At 64.7% G+C, this 15,042-nt stretch carries 12 protein-coding genes; 10 read left to right on the top strand and 2 right to left on the bottom strand.

Annotation, left to right across the window (positions count from 1 at the left end):
* The first annotated feature begins 639 nt into the window (after positions 1-639).
* From JANGC3_RS0127095 to JANGC3_RS0127085, 3 genes are all read left to right on the top strand, one after another.
* On the top strand, positions 640-1,710 hold the full coding sequence (locus tag JANGC3_RS0127095; protein ID WP_051068427.1) for an aminopeptidase: 1,071 nt from the start codon (positions 640-642) through the stop codon (positions 1,708-1,710).
* 237 nt (positions 1,711-1,947) lie between these two features.
* Positions 1,948-3,630, top strand: coding sequence for a long-chain fatty acid--CoA ligase (locus tag JANGC3_RS0127090; RefSeq protein ID WP_017879638.1), 1,683 nt, complete (start codon positions 1,948-1,950; stop codon positions 3,628-3,630).
* A 129-nt stretch (positions 3,631-3,759) separates the two neighbouring features.
* Complete coding sequence (locus tag JANGC3_RS0127085; RefSeq protein WP_017879637.1) at positions 3,760-5,439, top strand: long-chain-fatty-acid--CoA ligase; 1,680 nt, start codon at positions 3,760-3,762, stop codon at positions 5,437-5,439.
* 36 nt (positions 5,440-5,475) lie between these two features.
* On the opposite strand, the gene JANGC3_RS0127080 is transcribed toward JANGC3_RS0127085, so the two are convergent.
* Positions 5,476-7,068, bottom strand: coding sequence for an alkaline phosphatase D family protein (locus JANGC3_RS0127080; RefSeq protein WP_017879636.1), 1,593 nt, complete (start codon positions 7,066-7,068; stop codon positions 5,476-5,478).
* Positions 7,069-7,075: 7 nt separating this feature from the next.
* Entirely contained in the window at positions 7,076-7,513 is a 438-nt protein-coding gene (locus tag JANGC3_RS0127075; protein WP_026133581.1) for an acyl-CoA thioesterase, read from the bottom strand.
* A 61-nt stretch (positions 7,514-7,574) separates the two neighbouring features.
* Between JANGC3_RS0127075 and JANGC3_RS0127070 the strand changes: the two genes are divergently transcribed.
* The 7 genes from JANGC3_RS0127070 (at position 7,575) to JANGC3_RS0127040 (ending at position 15,024) form a co-directional block, all read left to right on the top strand.
* On the top strand, positions 7,575-9,416 hold the full coding sequence (locus JANGC3_RS0127070; protein WP_035789199.1) for an ABCB family ABC transporter ATP-binding protein/permease: 1,842 nt from the start codon (positions 7,575-7,577) through the stop codon (positions 9,414-9,416).
* A 212-nt stretch (positions 9,417-9,628) separates the two neighbouring features.
* Positions 9,629-10,582 (top strand): amino acid ABC transporter substrate-binding protein, encoded by a 954-nt coding sequence (locus JANGC3_RS0127065; RefSeq protein WP_017879633.1) that lies wholly within the window; start codon positions 9,629-9,631, stop codon positions 10,580-10,582.
* Between the two features lie 167 nt (positions 10,583-10,749).
* Complete coding sequence (locus JANGC3_RS0127060; protein ID WP_017879632.1) at positions 10,750-11,496, top strand: amino acid ABC transporter permease; 747 nt, start codon at positions 10,750-10,752, stop codon at positions 11,494-11,496.
* A 1-nt stretch (position 11,497) separates the two neighbouring features.
* Positions 11,498-12,187: an amino acid ABC transporter permease gene (locus tag JANGC3_RS0127055; RefSeq protein ID WP_017879631.1), complete on the top strand. Its 690-nt coding sequence runs from the start codon at positions 11,498-11,500 to the stop codon at positions 12,185-12,187.
* A 39-nt stretch (positions 12,188-12,226) separates the two neighbouring features.
* Positions 12,227-12,952 carry an amino acid ABC transporter ATP-binding protein gene (locus JANGC3_RS0127050; RefSeq protein WP_017879630.1) on the top strand — a complete coding sequence of 242 codons (726 nt, stop codon included), beginning with the start codon at positions 12,227-12,229 and terminating at the stop codon, positions 12,950-12,952.
* Positions 12,953-13,166: 214 nt separating this feature from the next.
* Complete coding sequence (pyrC, locus tag JANGC3_RS0127045) at positions 13,167-14,216, top strand: dihydroorotase (RefSeq protein ID WP_017879629.1); 1,050 nt, start codon at positions 13,167-13,169, stop codon at positions 14,214-14,216.
* A 7-nt stretch (positions 14,217-14,223) separates the two neighbouring features.
* On the top strand, positions 14,224-15,024 hold the full coding sequence (locus JANGC3_RS0127040) for a DUF3025 domain-containing protein (RefSeq protein WP_026133580.1): 801 nt from the start codon (positions 14,224-14,226) through the stop codon (positions 15,022-15,024).
* Positions 15,025-15,042 lie beyond the last annotated feature (18 nt).

Below are 15,042 nucleotides of genomic sequence, written 5' to 3'. Positions count from 1 at the left end.
CGCCCTGTGGCGCTACCTGGAGCATGGGATCGTCCCCGAAGGGGCGCAGTTGAAACGAGCGGCATAAGGGAGTAAGGCGGCACGTTCAGTACCAGTAGTTGGCATTACGTTGAAGTACGCAGCAGCAAGGAGTAGGCAGGCCCGTAACCCGACCTGGTTGCCCATGGCAACCGACCCTAGTAGATGGGGCTTGCACGCATCAAGGTCACTAAGCGCAACGCGCATGCAGAATTAGGCTGGGGTAGCAAAACCAGCGGATAGAAGGTGGTGGGACGTGAAGTCTCACGCAATGATGACCGAGAGCTTCGAACTGGGCTGTACGAACGACGAAAGCAAAGCGCTGGCAATGAACGAAGGCNAAAACGAAACAGGTCGGCATGGCGCCAAGCCGCAATATGCGTCATGGCGCCATGGACCAGCATATTTCGGTATCGGCGGGGTCAAGGGTTCGCTTCGCCGGGCTTCGCCCGCCCTTGACCCCGCCGATACCGAAACAAGGGATTGGATAAATTTGCGAAAAACCAGTTGACTTGGAATTCATCATAGAAGGTCGGGTTAGCCCGCCGGGGCGCAACCCGACAACGTTGGACCGGAGCAGCGCCACGCTACCCGGTATCCTCAGCAAGGACGAGCAAGGCAATGAGCCGCATCCCATCCCGATTCTCTTGGCCGGCGCGCCTGTTGGTGGCGGGCGCGCTGGCGGCCGCGGTGGGCGGCTGCGCCCAGCTTAGCTACTACGCCCAGGCGGCGCAGGGACAATACTCGCTGTGGTCCGGCGCCCGCTCGATCGACGACTGGTTGGGCGATCCGGGCACCGACGCCAAGCTGCGCGCGCGGCTGGCGAAGGCGCGCGAGATCCGCGCCTTCGCCGTCAGCGAACTGGGCTTGCCCGACAACGGCAGCTATAAAAACTACGCCGCCCTGAAGCGCCCCTACGTGCTGTGGAACGTGGTGGCCACGCCGGAGCTGTCGCTGAGCCCGCTGCAATGGTGCTTCCCCATCGCCGGCTGCGTCCAGTACCGCGGCTATTACGGCAAGGAGGCGGCGCAGGATTACGCCGCCGAATTGCGCGCCGAACACTACGACGTGCAACTGGGCGGGGTGCCGGCCTATTCCACGCTGGGCTGGTTCGACGACCCCTTGCTGTCGACCTTCATCAACTACAACGACGCCGAACTGGCGCGCCTGATTTTCCACGAACTGGCGCACCAGCAGTTGTACGTGCCCGGCGATTCGCGCTTCAACGAATCGTTCGCCAGCGCGGTGGAGGAGGCCGGCGTGAAGCTCTGGCTGGAGCGTTTCGGCAACGCCGCCGCGCACCAGGCCTACCTGCAACACCAGGGGCGGCGCCAGGATTTCCTGGCCCTGTTGCTGCGCCACCGCGAGGCGCTCAAGGCGCTGTACGCCGGCGCGTCGACGGCGGCGCACAAGCGCGCCGAAAAGGCCCGCATCTTCGCCGCGCTGAAAGACGAATACCAGGTGTTGAAGACCAATTGGGGCGGCTACGCCGGTTATGACCGCTGGTTCGCCGAACCGTTGAGCAACGCCCACCTCGCCTCCGTGGCCACCTACAACGATTTTTTGCCGGCCTTCCAAAAACTGCTCCAAGAAAAAAAGACCTTTCGTGCTTTTTATGCTGCAGTGCACACGTTGGCCGAACGGGACAAGGACCAGCGCCACCGCGCTCTGCTGGAACTGAGCCGCCCGTAAAGGCAAATATTCTTCGGCAAGGCAGGAAAACGGCGATTGTCGGGAAGTGCGGCTATGCTGCATCGCAGCATAAAATACCGCTAGAGGGCTTACTCAAATAGCCGGAAAAGCGCTTGCGTTGCGCCGCGTCGATCGATAGCATCACATGCAGTAGCCGGCTAGCCTATGCGCAAAGCCGGCTATTCCGGCATGGTGCGCCGGCTCCCAATAAGCATAATCAGAGACGAGAGGCACAGCATGGACAAGATTTGGCTGAAGTCGTACCCGCCGGGCGTACCAACCGAAATCGATGCTGGCCAGTACCGTTCGCTGGTGCATTTGCAGGAGGAAGCCTTCCGCAAATACGCCGACCGCAACGCCTACGTCTGCATGGACAAGTTCCTGACCTATGCCGAAGTCGACGCCTACTCGAAAAAACTGGGCGCCTGGCTGCAAAGCCGCGGCTTGAAAAAGGGCGCGCGCGTGGCGCTGATGATGCCCAACGTGCTGCAATATCCGATCGCCCTGGCCGCCGTGCTGCGCGCCGGCTACGTCGTCGTCAACGTCAATCCGCTGTATACGCCGCGCGAGCTGGAGCACCAGTTGAACGACTCCGGCAGCGAGGCCATCATCATCCTGGAAAACTTCGCCACCACGCTCGAACAAGTGCTCGGCAAGACCTCGGTGAAGCACATCGTCGTCGCCAGCATGGGCGAGATGCTCGGCGGTGCCAAGGGCATGCTGGTCAATTTCGTGGTGCGCAACGTCAAGAAACTGGTGCCGGCGTTCTCGCTGCCGAACGCGGTGCGCTTCAAGCAGGCGCTGGCGCAGGGCGGCGGCATGAAGCTGACCCCGGTCGAGCTGACCCACACCGACATCGCCTTCCTGCAATACACCGGCGGCACCACCGGCGTGTCGAAGGGCGCGGCGCTGTCGCACCGCAACATCATCGCCAACATCCTGCAAAGCGAGGCCTGGTCGCAACCGGGGCTGAACAAGGCGCCGCGGGTGGAGACGCTGACCATCGTCTGCGCGTTGCCGCTGTACCATATTTTTGCGCTGACCGCCTGCGCGCTGTGGGGCACGCGCATGGGCGCGCTGTGCCTGCTGATCCCGAATCCGCGCGACATCGGCGGCTTCATCAAGGAACTCAGCAAGCATCCCTTCCACATCCTGCCGGCCGTCAACACGCTGTACAACGCGATGCTGAACCACCCGGACTTCGCCAAGCTCGACTTCTCCGGCCTGAAAATCGCCAACGGCGGCGGCATGGCGGTGCAGCAGGCCGTCAACGACAAGTGGAAAAAAGTCACCGGCATCGCCATCGTCGAAGGCTATGGCCTGTCCGAGACCTCGCCGGTGGCCACCTGCAATCCGAGCGACAGCGCGGTGTTTACCGGCACCATCGGCCTGCCGGTGCCGTCGACCGACATCGCCATCCTCGACGACGCCGGCCAGCCGGTGGCGCTGGGCCAGCCCGGCGAAATCGCCATCCGCGGCCCGCAGGTGATGAGCGGCTATTGGAACCGGCCCGACGAGACCGCCAAAGTGATGACGCCAGACGGCTTTTTCAAATCGGGCGACATCGGCGTCATGGACGAGCGCGGCTACGTCAAGGTGGTCGACCGCAAGAAGGACATGATCCTGGTGTCCGGTTTCAACGTCTACCCGAACGAACTCGAGGGCGTGATCGCGCTGCATCCGGGCGTGCTTGAATGCGCCTGCGTCGGCGTGCCCGACGAGCATTCCGGCGAGGCCGTCAAAGTGTTCGTGGTGCGCAAGGACCCGGCGCTGACGGCCGAGGCGCTGATGGCGTATTGCAAGGAACAGTTCACCGGCTACAAACGGCCGAAGTTCATCGAATTCCGCGACGAGCTGCCCAAGACCAACGTAGGAAAGATTTTGCGGCGCGTGCTGCGCGACGAAAAGAAGGTGGCGTAAGGGGGCGTCCCGCCGCCCTGGCGCGCCCGGCGCACGGCCCGACCGCTTGGCGGCCGGGCCGTTTTATTCACGAAGAGAGAACCGGGCGGCGCGCGCGATGCGCGCGCCCCCATACCAACGAGGCAATAGATGGACAAGATTTGGCTGAAGTCATACCCCGAAGGCGTCGCGGCGGAAATCGACTGCACACAGTACCGGTCGCTGGCGCACCTGCTGGAGGAGGCTTTCCGCAAATATGCCGAGCGCAACGCGTATGTGTGCATGGACAAGTTCCTCACCTATGGCGAACTCGACAAGTTGTCGCAGCAAATGGCCGCCTGGTTGCAGGGCAAGGGCTTGAAGCAGGGCGCGCGCGTGGCCATCATGCTGCCCAACGTATTGCAATATCCGGTGGCGATGGCGGCCATCCTGCGCGCCGGCTACACCGTCGTCAACGTCAATCCGCTGTACACGCCGCGCGAACTGCAACACCAGCTGAGCGACTCGGGCGCCGAGGCCATCGTCGTGCTGGAAAACTTCGCCACGACGCTCGGGCAGGTTCTCGCCAAGACCCAGGTCAAGCATGTGATCGTGGCGGCGATGGGCGACTTGATGGGCCTGAAGGGCGCGATGGTCAACTTCGTCGTGCGCAACGTCAAGAAAATGGTGCCGGCGTATGCGCTGCCCGGCTCCATCCAGTTCAAGAAAATGCTGGCCGAGGGCGCGCGCCAGACGCTGCAGCCGGTCAAGCTGGGCCATGCCGACATCGCCTTCCTGCAATACACGGGCGGCACCACCGGCGTCTCGAAGGGCGCCGTGCTATTGCACAGCAACGTCATCGCCAACGTGCTGCAAAACGAAGCCTGGTTGAAACCGGTGATGCCGGACGCCGCCACCGCGCCCCAGCTCGACTTCATCTGCGCGCTGCCGCTGTACCACATCTATTCGCTGACGGTCAGCGCGCTGATGGGCATGCGCTTGGGCGGCATGAACGTGCTGATCCCGAACCCGCGCGACATTCCCGGCTTCGTCAAGGAAATGGCGAAATACAAGATCGCCGTGTTCCCGGCCGTCAACACGCTGTACAACGCGCTGCTCAACAACGCCGACTTCGCCAAGCTGGACTTCTCCAGCTACAAGGTATGCAACGGCGGCGGCATGGCGGTGCAGCAGGCGGTGGCCGACCGCTGGCTGAAGCTGACCGGCTGCCCGATCATCGAAGGCTACGGCATGTCGGAAACCTCGCCGGTGGTGTCGGCCAACCGCTGCGACATCCAGGAATTTAGCGGCACCATCGGCCTGCCGCTGCCGTCGACCGAAATCGGCATCCTCGACGACGACGGCGAGCCGGTGCCGTTCGGCGAGGCCGGCGAAATCGCCATCCGCGGCCCGCAGGTGATGGCCGGTTACTGGCGGCGCGACGACGAAACCGCGAAATCGATGACGCCGGACGGCTTCTTCAAGACCGGCGACGTCGGCAAGATGGACGAGCGCGGCTACATCCGCATCGTCGACCGCAAGAAGGACATGATCATCGTCTCCGGCTTCAACGTCTACCCGAACGAGGTCGAAGGCGTCGTCGCCGGCCATCCGGGCGTGCTCGAATGCGCCTGCATCGGCGTGCCCGACGCCAACGCCGGCGAGGCCGTCAAACTGTTCGTGGTGCGCAAGGACCCGAACCTGACCGTCGAGCAGTTGCAGCAATTCTGCAAGCGCGAGCTGACCGCGTACAAGAAACCGAAATACATCGAATTCCGCGACGAGCTGCCGAAGACCAACGTCGGTAAAATCCTGCGGCGCCAGCTGCGCGACGAAAAGCAAGCCGCCTAGGCGGCCTCGGCCACTTCCCGGCGCCCGCGGCAAGCTTCAGGATTGCCGCGGGCCGGGCTGGCCGTCGCGCACGCTGAAGCTGGCCACGGTCGCCAGCGCCGAGTTGGCGTCGTGGACGTCGGCCAGGCCCTGGAACAGCGTCGTGGTGCGCGCCGGCGTCACCTCCAGCAGCATGAAGCCGCGCTTGTCGCTGCGCCCGTATTGGATGTGCGGGTTCATCGCCACGTACTGCTCGGTGCGCGCCTGCGGGCGCGACGGCGAGGTGATCGAGGTGCCGCAAAACTCCGTCGCCAGCACCGGGTTGCGCGCCGAGGGCGGGCGCAGCGGGTCGCGCCGCAACTCGGCCGCGTAAAAGGTGTGGACGTCGCCCGACAGCACCAGCGGATTCGCCGCCCGGCTGCTTTGCAGGGCGTCGAACAGGCGCTGGCGCGCCATCGGGTAGCCGTCCCAGCCGTCCGTCCAGAAGCGGCCGTCGCCGTCGCGCGCCACCGGCACCTGGCTAGCCTGCGCCATCAAGGTTTGCTGCGCCAGGATGTTCCAGCGCGCCGGCGACGTTCGCAGTCCCTCTTCCAACCACGCCTGTTGTGCGGCGCCGAGCATGCCGCGGCCGGTCTCGCGCAGCGCGGCGCAGTCGCGCGGGCCGACCGAATTCGAGCCGCCCATGCCGGCTTTCGGGCAGGCGTGGTGGGAGCGGTACTGGCGGTCGTCGAGCACGTGCAGTCGCGCCAGCCGGCCCCAGTCGTAGCGCTGGTAGATGCGCATGTGGGCGAAGCCGCGCCGGTCCGGCAGCGACAGCCGCACCGGCATGTGTTCGTAGAACGCCTGGTAGGCCGCGGCGCGGCGCTGCGGGAAGTCGGCGCTGAGGCGCTCGTCGCGGTCGTTGCCGTAGTCGTTGGCGACCTCGTGGTCGTCCCAGGTGACGATCCAGGGCGCGGCCAGGTGCGCCGCCTGCAAGTGCGGGTCGCTTTTGTATTGGGCGTAGCGGGTGCGGTATTCGGCCAGGCTGAAGCTCTCCGCCGTGCGCACCGCCGACGCCGGATGGCGCAACTGGTACGGTCCCCATTCGTAGATGTAGTCGCCGAGGAAGGCCACCAGGTCCGGCGCGGCCGCCGCGATGTGGCGGTGCGCCGCGTAGGCGCCGAACTCCCAGTGCTGGCACGAGGCCACCGCCAGCTTCAGCGCGCCCGGCAGGCTGTCGGGCGCCGGCGCGGTGCGGGTGCGCCCGACCGGGCTGACGGCGTCGCCCAGCATGAAGCGATACCAGTACCAGCGCCCCGGCTCCAGCCCGCCGACGTCGACGTGGACGCTGTGCGCCAGCGCCGGCGTGGCGCTGGCCACGCCCTTGGCGGCGAGGCGGCTGAAGGCCTGGTCGTGCGCCACCTCCCAGCGCACCGGCATGGCCAGCGGCGGCATGGCGGCGCCGTCCAGCGGGTGGTACAGGATGCGCGTCCACAGCACCACCGCGTGCGGCAGCGGCGAGCCGGAGGCGACGCCAAGGCTGAACGGATAGGCCGCCGGCCCGGCGCCCGCGGCGGCGCGCGCCGGGCCGCTGCCCAGCGCGGCCAGGCCGGTGCCCAGCGCGGCCAGGCCGCCGGCGCCGAGCAGGAAAACGCGGCGCCGCGCCTCCATCCGCGGCTTAGGAGATCAGCGTTTCAATCGGCGGCACCTTGCGCGGCTTGCGGTCGGAATCGGTGGCGACGTAGGTCAGCGTGGCCTCGGTGACCTTGACGACGCAGGCTTGCAGGCGGTTGCGCTCGGCGTAAACTTCCACGTTGACGGTGATGGAGGTGTTGCCCACTTTGACGATATCGGCGTAGAAGGACAGTAAATCGCCGACGAAGACCGGGTTTTTGAAAACGAAGGAATTGACCGAGATGGTCGCCACGCGGCCGTTGGCGCGCCGGGTGGCCGGCAGCGAGCCGGCGATGTCGACCTGGGCCATGATCCAGCCGCCGAACACGTCGCCGTAGACGTTGGCGTCGGACGGCGCCGGCATCATGCGCAGTTCAGGCATTTTCCCCGCCGGCAGACCGGAAGTGAGGCAGTTGTCGTACGGGGTTTGGGGGGTGGTCATCGTGAAATCTCATGAAAGGCTACAATTGCCCAGATTGAACCATAAAAAGCCGAGCTTCGCCATGCGCCGTTATCCCGATACCCCTCCCGCCCCCGTCAGCGGCGCCGGCAAGCCCGCCGCCCGCAGTGATTTCGCCACCCTGACAACCCTGCTGCCCTACCTGTGGGTGTACAAATGGCGCGTGCTGCTGGCGCTGCTGTGCCTGGTCGGCGCGAAGCTGGCCAACGTCGGCGTGCCGCTGGTGCTCAAGCAGCTGGTCGACGCGATGAGCATCACGCCGGCCCATCCGCAGGCGATGCTGGTGCTGCCGCTGGGCATCCTGGTGGCCTACGGCGCGCTGCGCCTGTCGACCACGGTGTTTACCGAGCTGCGCGAATTCCTGTTCGCCCGCGTCACCCAGCGCGCCGTGCGTACCATCGCGCTGAAGGTGTTCCGCCACCTGCACGCGCTGAGCCTGCGCTTCCACCTGAACCGCCAGACCGGCGGCATGACCCGCGACATCGAGCGCGGCACCCGCGGGGTCGGCTCGCTGATCTCCTACACGCTGTTCAACATCCTGCCGACGCTGGTCGAGATCAGCTTGGTGCTGGGCTACCTGGCGACGCACTACGACATCTGGTTTACCGTCATCACCGGCGTCGCGCTGGCGCTCTACATCGTCTTCACCGTCACCGTCACCGACTGGCGCACGCATTTCCGCCGCACCATGAACGACCTCGACTCGAAGGCCAACACCAAGGCCATCGACTCGCTGATCAACTACGAAACGGTGAAGTATTTCGGCAACGAGGACTACGAGGCGCAGCGCTACGACGAGGGCTTGAAGCGCTACGAGACGGCGGCCGTGAAGTCGCAAACCTCGCTGTCGGTGCTCAACACCGGCCAGTCGCTGATCATCGCCACGGCCGTCACGCTGATCCTGTGGCGCGCCACCGCCGGCGTCATCGACGCCAGCATGACGCTGGGCGACCTGGTGCTGGTGAACGCCTTCATGATCCAGCTCTACATTCCGCTGAACTTCCTCGGCGTGATCTACCGCGAAATCAAGCAGAGCCTGGCCGACATGGAGCGCCTGTTCTCGCTGCTGGACCAGAACCGCGAAATCGCCGACGCGCCGCAGGCCCGCGCGCTGGCCGCCGGCGGCGCCGAGGTGCGCTTTGCGCACGTCGACTTCAGCTACGAGGCCAACCGCAAGATCCTGTTCGACATCGACTTTACCATCGCCGCCGGCACCACCACCGCCGTGGTCGGCCACAGCGGCTCGGGCAAGTCGACGCTGGCGCGGCTGCTGTTCCGCTTCTACGAGGTCAACAGCGGCGCCATCACCATCGACGGCCAGGACTTGCGCGCGCTGACGCAGGCGTCGCTGCGCGGCGCCATCGGCATCGTGCCGCAGGACACGGTGCTGTTCAACGACACCATTGAATACAACATCGGCTACGGCAAGCCCGGCGCCAGCAAGGACGACATCGTCGCCGCCGCCAAGGCGGCCTCGATCCACGACTTCATCGAAAGCCTGCCGGACGGCTACGCCTCGATGGTCGGCGAGCGCGGCCTGAAGCTGTCGGGCGGTGAAAAGCAGCGCGTGGCGATCGCCCGCACCTTGCTGAAAAACCCGGCCATCCTGATTTTCGACGAAGCCACCTCGGCGCTCGACTCCAAGGCCGAGCAAGCCATCCAGGCGCAGTTGCAGGACATCGCCAGGAACCGCACCACGCTGGTGATCGCGCACCGCCTCTCGACGGTGGCCGACGCCGAGCAGATTCTGGTGCTCGAACACGGCCGCATCGTCGAGCGCGGCAGCCACCCGGCGCTGCTGGCCGCCAACGGCCTGTACGCCCAGATGTGGCAGCGCCAGCAGGCCCGCCAGGACGAGGAAGTCAGCGGGGCCGAGGCGGCGTGAGTTTGGCGCCGCGCCCGGCTGTCAAAAAAGCCACACTGTGGCCGGCGCCCGGTGTGGCAATTCGAATCAATTTTGCCTCCTGATGCAAATACAGGCTTTCATCCGCCAAAAATGAAATAAAATCCGTTTGGAATTGGTGTCGCCGTATCACCAGAACACAACGAGAAAACAATGCCGGGAAATTGCGCCGGTTTATCCGCCCAGGAGAGAATATGAAATTAGTCAAAATGATGGCCGCGCTGCTCAGCGTCGGTGTAATCGCCAGCATGTCCCAGGCCCAGGCTCAAGAGACCGGCACGCTCGCGAAAATCAAAAAAACCGGCACCATCACGCTGGGCGTGCGCGACGGCTCGATTCCGTTTTCCTACCTCGACGACAAGCAGCAGTACCAGGGCTACTCGGTCGACCTGTGCATGAAGGCCGTCAAAGCGGTGCAAAAACACCTGGGCCTGACCGAATTGAAAGTGGTGATGAACCCGGTCACCTCGGCCAACCGCATTCCGCTGATGGCGAACGGCACCATCGACCTCGAATGCGGCTCGACCACCAACAACATCGAGCGCCAGCAGCAAGTGGGCTTTGCGCCGACCATGTTCGTCATCGCCAACCGCCTGCTGGTGAAGAAATCGTCGAACATCAAAACGCTGGCGGACATGAAGGGCAAAACCCTGGTCGCCACCGCCGGCACCACGACGCTCAAGCAAATGACCATCCTGAACAAGGAAAAAGACCTGGGCATGACCATTCTGGTTGGCAAAGACCATCCCGAGTCGTTCCTGATGGTGGAAACCGGCCGCGCCGCCGCCGAGGCGAACGACGACATCTTGCTGGCGTCGCAACGCGCCAACGCCAAGACCCCGGCCGACTACGAGATCACCACCGAAGCGTTGTCGGTCGAGCCGTACGGCATCATGATGCGCAAGGACGACCCGGCCTTCAAGAAGGTTGTCGACGAGGCGCTGACCCGCGTCTACCAGTCGGACGATATCAAGCGCATCTACCACAAGTGGTTCCTGTCGCCGATCCCGCCGAAGGGTATCAACCTGAGCTTCCCGATGCCGCCGCAACTTGAAGTGGTGTTTGCCAAGCCGAGCGATTCGGGCGACCCAGCCGCCTACGCCGCCGTGCCGGAAGCGCAAAAAGTGGCCAGCAAAAAGAAGAAATAATCAGGCAGTCGATACACTAAAAACGTAGTAAAATGGGAGGCGTCAGCCTCCCGTTTCGTTTCCGGCCCCTTCTGGCGTTGGAAATGAAAGATACCCATAAAAAACAGATACCATACAGTTAGTTGCATTTTCGCGGCGGCGCGCTGTCATGAATCGGAAGGATATACATGAACTACCACTGGAATTGGCGCATTTTCTGGGAAATCGCCCCCGACGGCGTCGGCACGTACATGGACACGCTTTGGTCCGGGCTGATGTGGACGCTGGCCACCGCCGGCTGCGCCTGGATCATCGCGCTGGCGTTGGGCCTGGTGGTCGGCACCGTGCGCACGCTGCCCAACAAGTGGGTGGTGGCCGCGGCCAACGCCTACGTCGAGCTGTTCCGCAACATTCCGCTGCTGGTGCAAATGTTCCTGTGGTATTTCGTCATGCCCGAGCTGCTGCCGCAGGCGGCCGGCGACTGGCTCAAATCGCTGCCCAACTCGGCCTTCATCACCGCCGTGCTGTGCCTGGGCACGTTCACCTCGTCGCGCGTGGCGATCCAGGTGACGACCGGTATCCAGGCGCTGCCGCGCGGCCAGAAAATGGCCGGCACCGCGATCGGCCTGACGCTGCCGCAGACCTACCGCTACATCCTGCTGCCGATGGCCGGGCGGGTGATCCTGCCGCCGCTGACCAGCGAATTCTTGAACATCATCAAGAACAGCTCGGTGGCGCTGACCATCGGCCTGATGGAACTGACCGCCTCGGCGCGGGCGATCCAGGAATTCTCGTTCCAGGTGTTCGAGGCGTTTTCGGCCGCCACCATCATTTACGTGGTGGTCAATTTGCTCGTCGTGGTGCTGATGCACCTGATCGAGAAGAAAGTCGCGATTCCGGGCTTTATCGTCGCCGGTTCCTCGGGAGGACATTGACATGGGTAATTTCGATTTCGACGTCATTTCGCGTTCCTGGGTCTACCTGTTCCAGACCGGCATGGCTTTCACGCTGCAACTGACCGCGCTGGCGATGGTCGGCGGCATTTTGCTGGGCACCTTGCTGGCCATGATGCGCCTGTCGAGCAACCGCGCGCTGTCGCTGGTGGCGAGCAGCTACGTCAACCTGATCCGCTCGATCCCGCTGGTGCTGGTGATCTTCTGGTTCTATTTCCTGGTGCCGTATATCGCCGCCTGGGTCATCGGCGCGGACGAGCCGGTCAAAGTGGGCGGTTTCACGTCGGCGCTGATCACCTTCATCATGTTCGAGGCGGCCTATTACTGCGAGATCATGCGCAGCGGCATCCAGTCGATTCCGCGCGGCCAGGTCTGGGCCGGGCAGGCGCTGGGCATGAACTACTGGCAGAGCATGAGCAACATCGTGCTGCCGCAGGCGTTCCGCAACATGATCCCGGTGCTGCTGACGCAAACCATCGTGCTGTTCCAGGACGTGTCGCTGGTGTACGTGCTGTCGATCCCCGACTTCGTCGGCGCCGCCTCCAAGGTGGCGCAGCGCGACGGCCGCCTGGTCGAGATGTACGTTTTCGTGGCCGTGGTGTATTTCGTGCTGTGCTTCTCGCTGTCGCTGCTGGTCAAGCGCCTGCACCAGCGCGTCGCCATCATCCGCTAAGCCCGCGGCACCCTGCATACCAAATTACGGAGAAGAACAATGATTGAACTGAAAAATGTAAGCAAGTGGTATGGCCAGTTTCAAGTGCTGACCGATTGCAGCACCAACGTCGCCAAGGGCGACGTGATGGTGATCTGCGGCCCGTCGGGTTCCGGCAAGTCGACGCTGATCAAGACCGTCAACGGCCTGGAGCCGATCCAGAAGGGCGAGATCCTGGTCGACGGCATCTCGGTGGGCGATCCGAAAACCAATCTGTCGAAGCTGCGCGCGCGCATCGGCATGGTGTTCCAGAACTTCGAGCTGTTCCCGCACCTGTCGATCCGCGAAAACCTGACCATCGGCCAGATCAAGGTGCTGGGGCGCAGCGCCGACGAGGCCAACGCCAAGGGCTTGACATACCTGGACCGGGTCGGCCTGCTTACCCAGCAGGACAAGTTCCCCGGCCAGCTGTCGGGCGGCCAGCAACAGCGCGTGGCGATCGCCCGCGCGCTGTCGATGGACCCGATCGCCATGCTGTTCGACGAGCCGACCTCGGCGCTGGACCCGGAAATGATCAACGAAGTGCTCGACGTCATGGTCGGCCTGGCGCAGGAAGGCATGACGATGATGGTCGTCACGCACGAAATGGGCTTCGCCAAGCGCGTCGCCAACCGCATCGTCTTCATGGACCAGGGCAAGATCATCGAAGACTGCAGCAAGGACGAATTCTTCGGCAGCACGCGTTCCGACCGCGCGCGCGACTTCCTGGCCAAAATCATCCACTAAGGTGTCGTAGGTCGGATGCGGGGGCCGCCGAGGCGCACGCGTAATCCGACGCCGAGCCGCTGCCGACGCCAGTCGGGTTACGCCCAATGGGCTAACCCGACCTGCGAAAAGCGCGCTCACTGAACGCCAGTGGTGTTGTTGCATCCGTTGCATCCCAGCGCGCGGCGGCCCCGGCGCGCTGGTAAAATGGTGGATCCGTTCCACGAAAGCCGCCATGTCCATCATCGAAACTCCCCAAAGCCTTACCATCACCCGTCCAGACGACTGGCACCTGCATTTGCGCGACGGCGCCACCATGGCCAGCGTGCTGCCGCATAGCGCGCGCCAGTTCGGCCGCGCCATCGTGATGCCGAACCTGAAGCCGCCAGTGACCACCACCGCCGACGCCGCCGCCTACCGCGAGCGTATCCTGGCGGCGCTGCCGGAGGGCATGCAGTTCGAACCCCTGATGACGCTGTACCTGACCAACAACACCGCGCCCGACGAGATCCGCCGCGCCATGGACAGCGGCTTCGTGCACGCGGTCAAGCTGTACCCGGCCGGCGCCACCACCAATTCCGACGCCGGCGTGAGCGACCTGAAGCACTGCTACAAGACGCTGGAAACGATGCAGGAAGTCGGCATGCCCTTCCTGGTGCACGGCGAGGTGACCGACCCCGAGATCGACATCTTCGACCGCGAGGCGGTCTTCATCGAACGCGTAATGCGCCCGCTGCGCAGCGACTTCCCGGCGCTGAACATCGTCTTTGAGCACATCACCACCAAGCACGCGGCGCAGTACGTGGCCGAGGCCGACGGCCCGATCGCCGCCACCATCACGGCGCACCACCTGCTGTACAACCGCAACGAGATCTTCAAGGGCGGTATTCGACCGCACCTGTACTGCCTGCCGATCCTGAAGCGCGAAGAGCACCGCCTGGCGCTGATGACGGCCGCCACCAGCGGCGACGAGCGCTTCTTTCTCGGGACCGACTCGGCGCCGCACGCGCAGGGCGCCAAAGAGGCGGCCTGCGGCTGCGCCGGCTGCTACACGGCGCTGCACGCGATGGAGCTGTACGCCGAGGCGTTCGAGCGCGCCGGCGCGCTCGACAAGCTGGAGGCCTTCGCCAGCTTCCATGGTCCGGCCTTCTACGGCCTGCCGCGCAACAGCGGCAGCGTCACGCTGCGGCGCGAGCAATGGACGCTGCCGGAGTCGCTGGCGCTGGCCGGCGACAAGGTGATCCCGCTCAACGGTGGCGAGCGCATCAACTGGAAATTGGTTTAAGCTGTCGATGTTGGATGGCATAGATTGGACCCGTCCGTGGTACGCGTCCGTGCTGGACGTCGCCGGCGGGCTCGACCTGGCCGGCGACGGCGTGATCAAGGCGTTCAACGGGCGTGCCGCGGCGCTAGGCTTGCGTAACGATAGCGGCATGCCGCTGTCGTTCGTGCCGCAAAGCGCGCTGCCGGAGGGCACGGCGTACGAGGAGTTCATCGGTGCCACCGGCGGCGTACCGACGCGCGACAACCTGCACGATTTTTTCAACGGCCTGGTGTGGCTCAGCTTCCCGCGCATCAAGCGCCAGCTGAACGCGCTGCAGGCGGCGCAGATCGCGCTGGCCGGGGTGGGCAAGTCGCGCGGCCCGGCGCGCGACGCCGCCACGATTTTCGACGAGAACGCGGCCTTGCTGGTGGTGCGCGACTCGGCTGGCGGCGCGGCCCTGGTGGCGGCCTTGCGCGGGCATGACTGGCGCGGCGCCTGGCTGGCGCGGCGCGCCGATTTCCTGGCCGACGCCGAGCTGTGGTTGTTCGGCCACGCGTTGATGGAAAAGCTGGTGGCGCCGTACAAGGCGATCACCGCGCACACCCGCGTGGTGTTCGCCGGCGACGATTTTTTCGCGCTGGGGCACGCGGCCAGGCGCGCCTGGATCGACCAGCGGGTGGCCGGCGAACTGGCCGGGCGCGGCTTGAGCAAAGCCGACTTCACGCCGCTGCCGGTGCTGGGCGTGCCGGGCTGGTGGCCCGGGCAGGACCAGGTATTTTACGACGACACGAGCGTGTTCCGCCCGAAGCGGAGCGCGGCGCCACACTAGGCTAGGCCGCGGCTGCGG

Source organism: Janthinobacterium sp. CG3 (assembly GCF_000344615.1).
Lineage (GTDB): Bacteria > Pseudomonadota > Gammaproteobacteria > Burkholderiales > Burkholderiaceae_D > Janthinobacterium.
Note: the sequence above shows the minus strand (reverse complement) of the source record. Positions and strands in the feature narration are given on the sequence as shown.

What these genes read in the sequence shown, in the direction of transcription:
- JANGC3_RS0127095 (WP_051068427.1), top strand. Translation starts at nt 640, where the DNA reads ATGAGCCGCATCCCATCCCGATTCTCTTGGCCGGCGCGCCTGTTGGTG.
- JANGC3_RS0127090 (WP_017879638.1), top strand. Translation starts at nt 1,948, where the DNA reads ATGGACAAGATTTGGCTGAAGTCGTACCCGCCGGGCGTACCAACCGAA.
- JANGC3_RS0127085 (WP_017879637.1), top strand. Translation starts at nt 3,760, where the DNA reads ATGGACAAGATTTGGCTGAAGTCATACCCCGAAGGCGTCGCGGCGGAA.
- JANGC3_RS0127080 (WP_017879636.1), bottom strand. Translation starts at nt 7,068, where the DNA reads ATGGAGGCGCGGCGCCGCGTTTTCCTGCTCGGCGCCGGCGGCCTGGCC.
- JANGC3_RS0127075 (WP_026133581.1), bottom strand. Translation starts at nt 7,513, where the DNA reads ATGACCACCCCCCAAACCCCGTACGACAACTGCCTCACTTCCGGTCTG.
- JANGC3_RS0127070 (WP_035789199.1), top strand. Translation starts at nt 7,575, where the DNA reads ATGCGCCGTTATCCCGATACCCCTCCCGCCCCCGTCAGCGGCGCCGGC.
- JANGC3_RS0127065 (WP_017879633.1), top strand. Translation starts at nt 9,629, where the DNA reads ATGAAATTAGTCAAAATGATGGCCGCGCTGCTCAGCGTCGGTGTAATC.
- JANGC3_RS0127060 (WP_017879632.1), top strand. Translation starts at nt 10,750, where the DNA reads ATGAACTACCACTGGAATTGGCGCATTTTCTGGGAAATCGCCCCCGAC.
- JANGC3_RS0127055 (WP_017879631.1), top strand. Translation starts at nt 11,498, where the DNA reads ATGGGTAATTTCGATTTCGACGTCATTTCGCGTTCCTGGGTCTACCTG.
- JANGC3_RS0127050 (WP_017879630.1), top strand. Translation starts at nt 12,227, where the DNA reads ATGATTGAACTGAAAAATGTAAGCAAGTGGTATGGCCAGTTTCAAGTG.
- pyrC (WP_017879629.1), top strand. Translation starts at nt 13,167, where the DNA reads ATGTCCATCATCGAAACTCCCCAAAGCCTTACCATCACCCGTCCAGAC.
- JANGC3_RS0127040 (WP_026133580.1), top strand. Translation starts at nt 14,224, where the DNA reads ATGTTGGATGGCATAGATTGGACCCGTCCGTGGTACGCGTCCGTGCTG.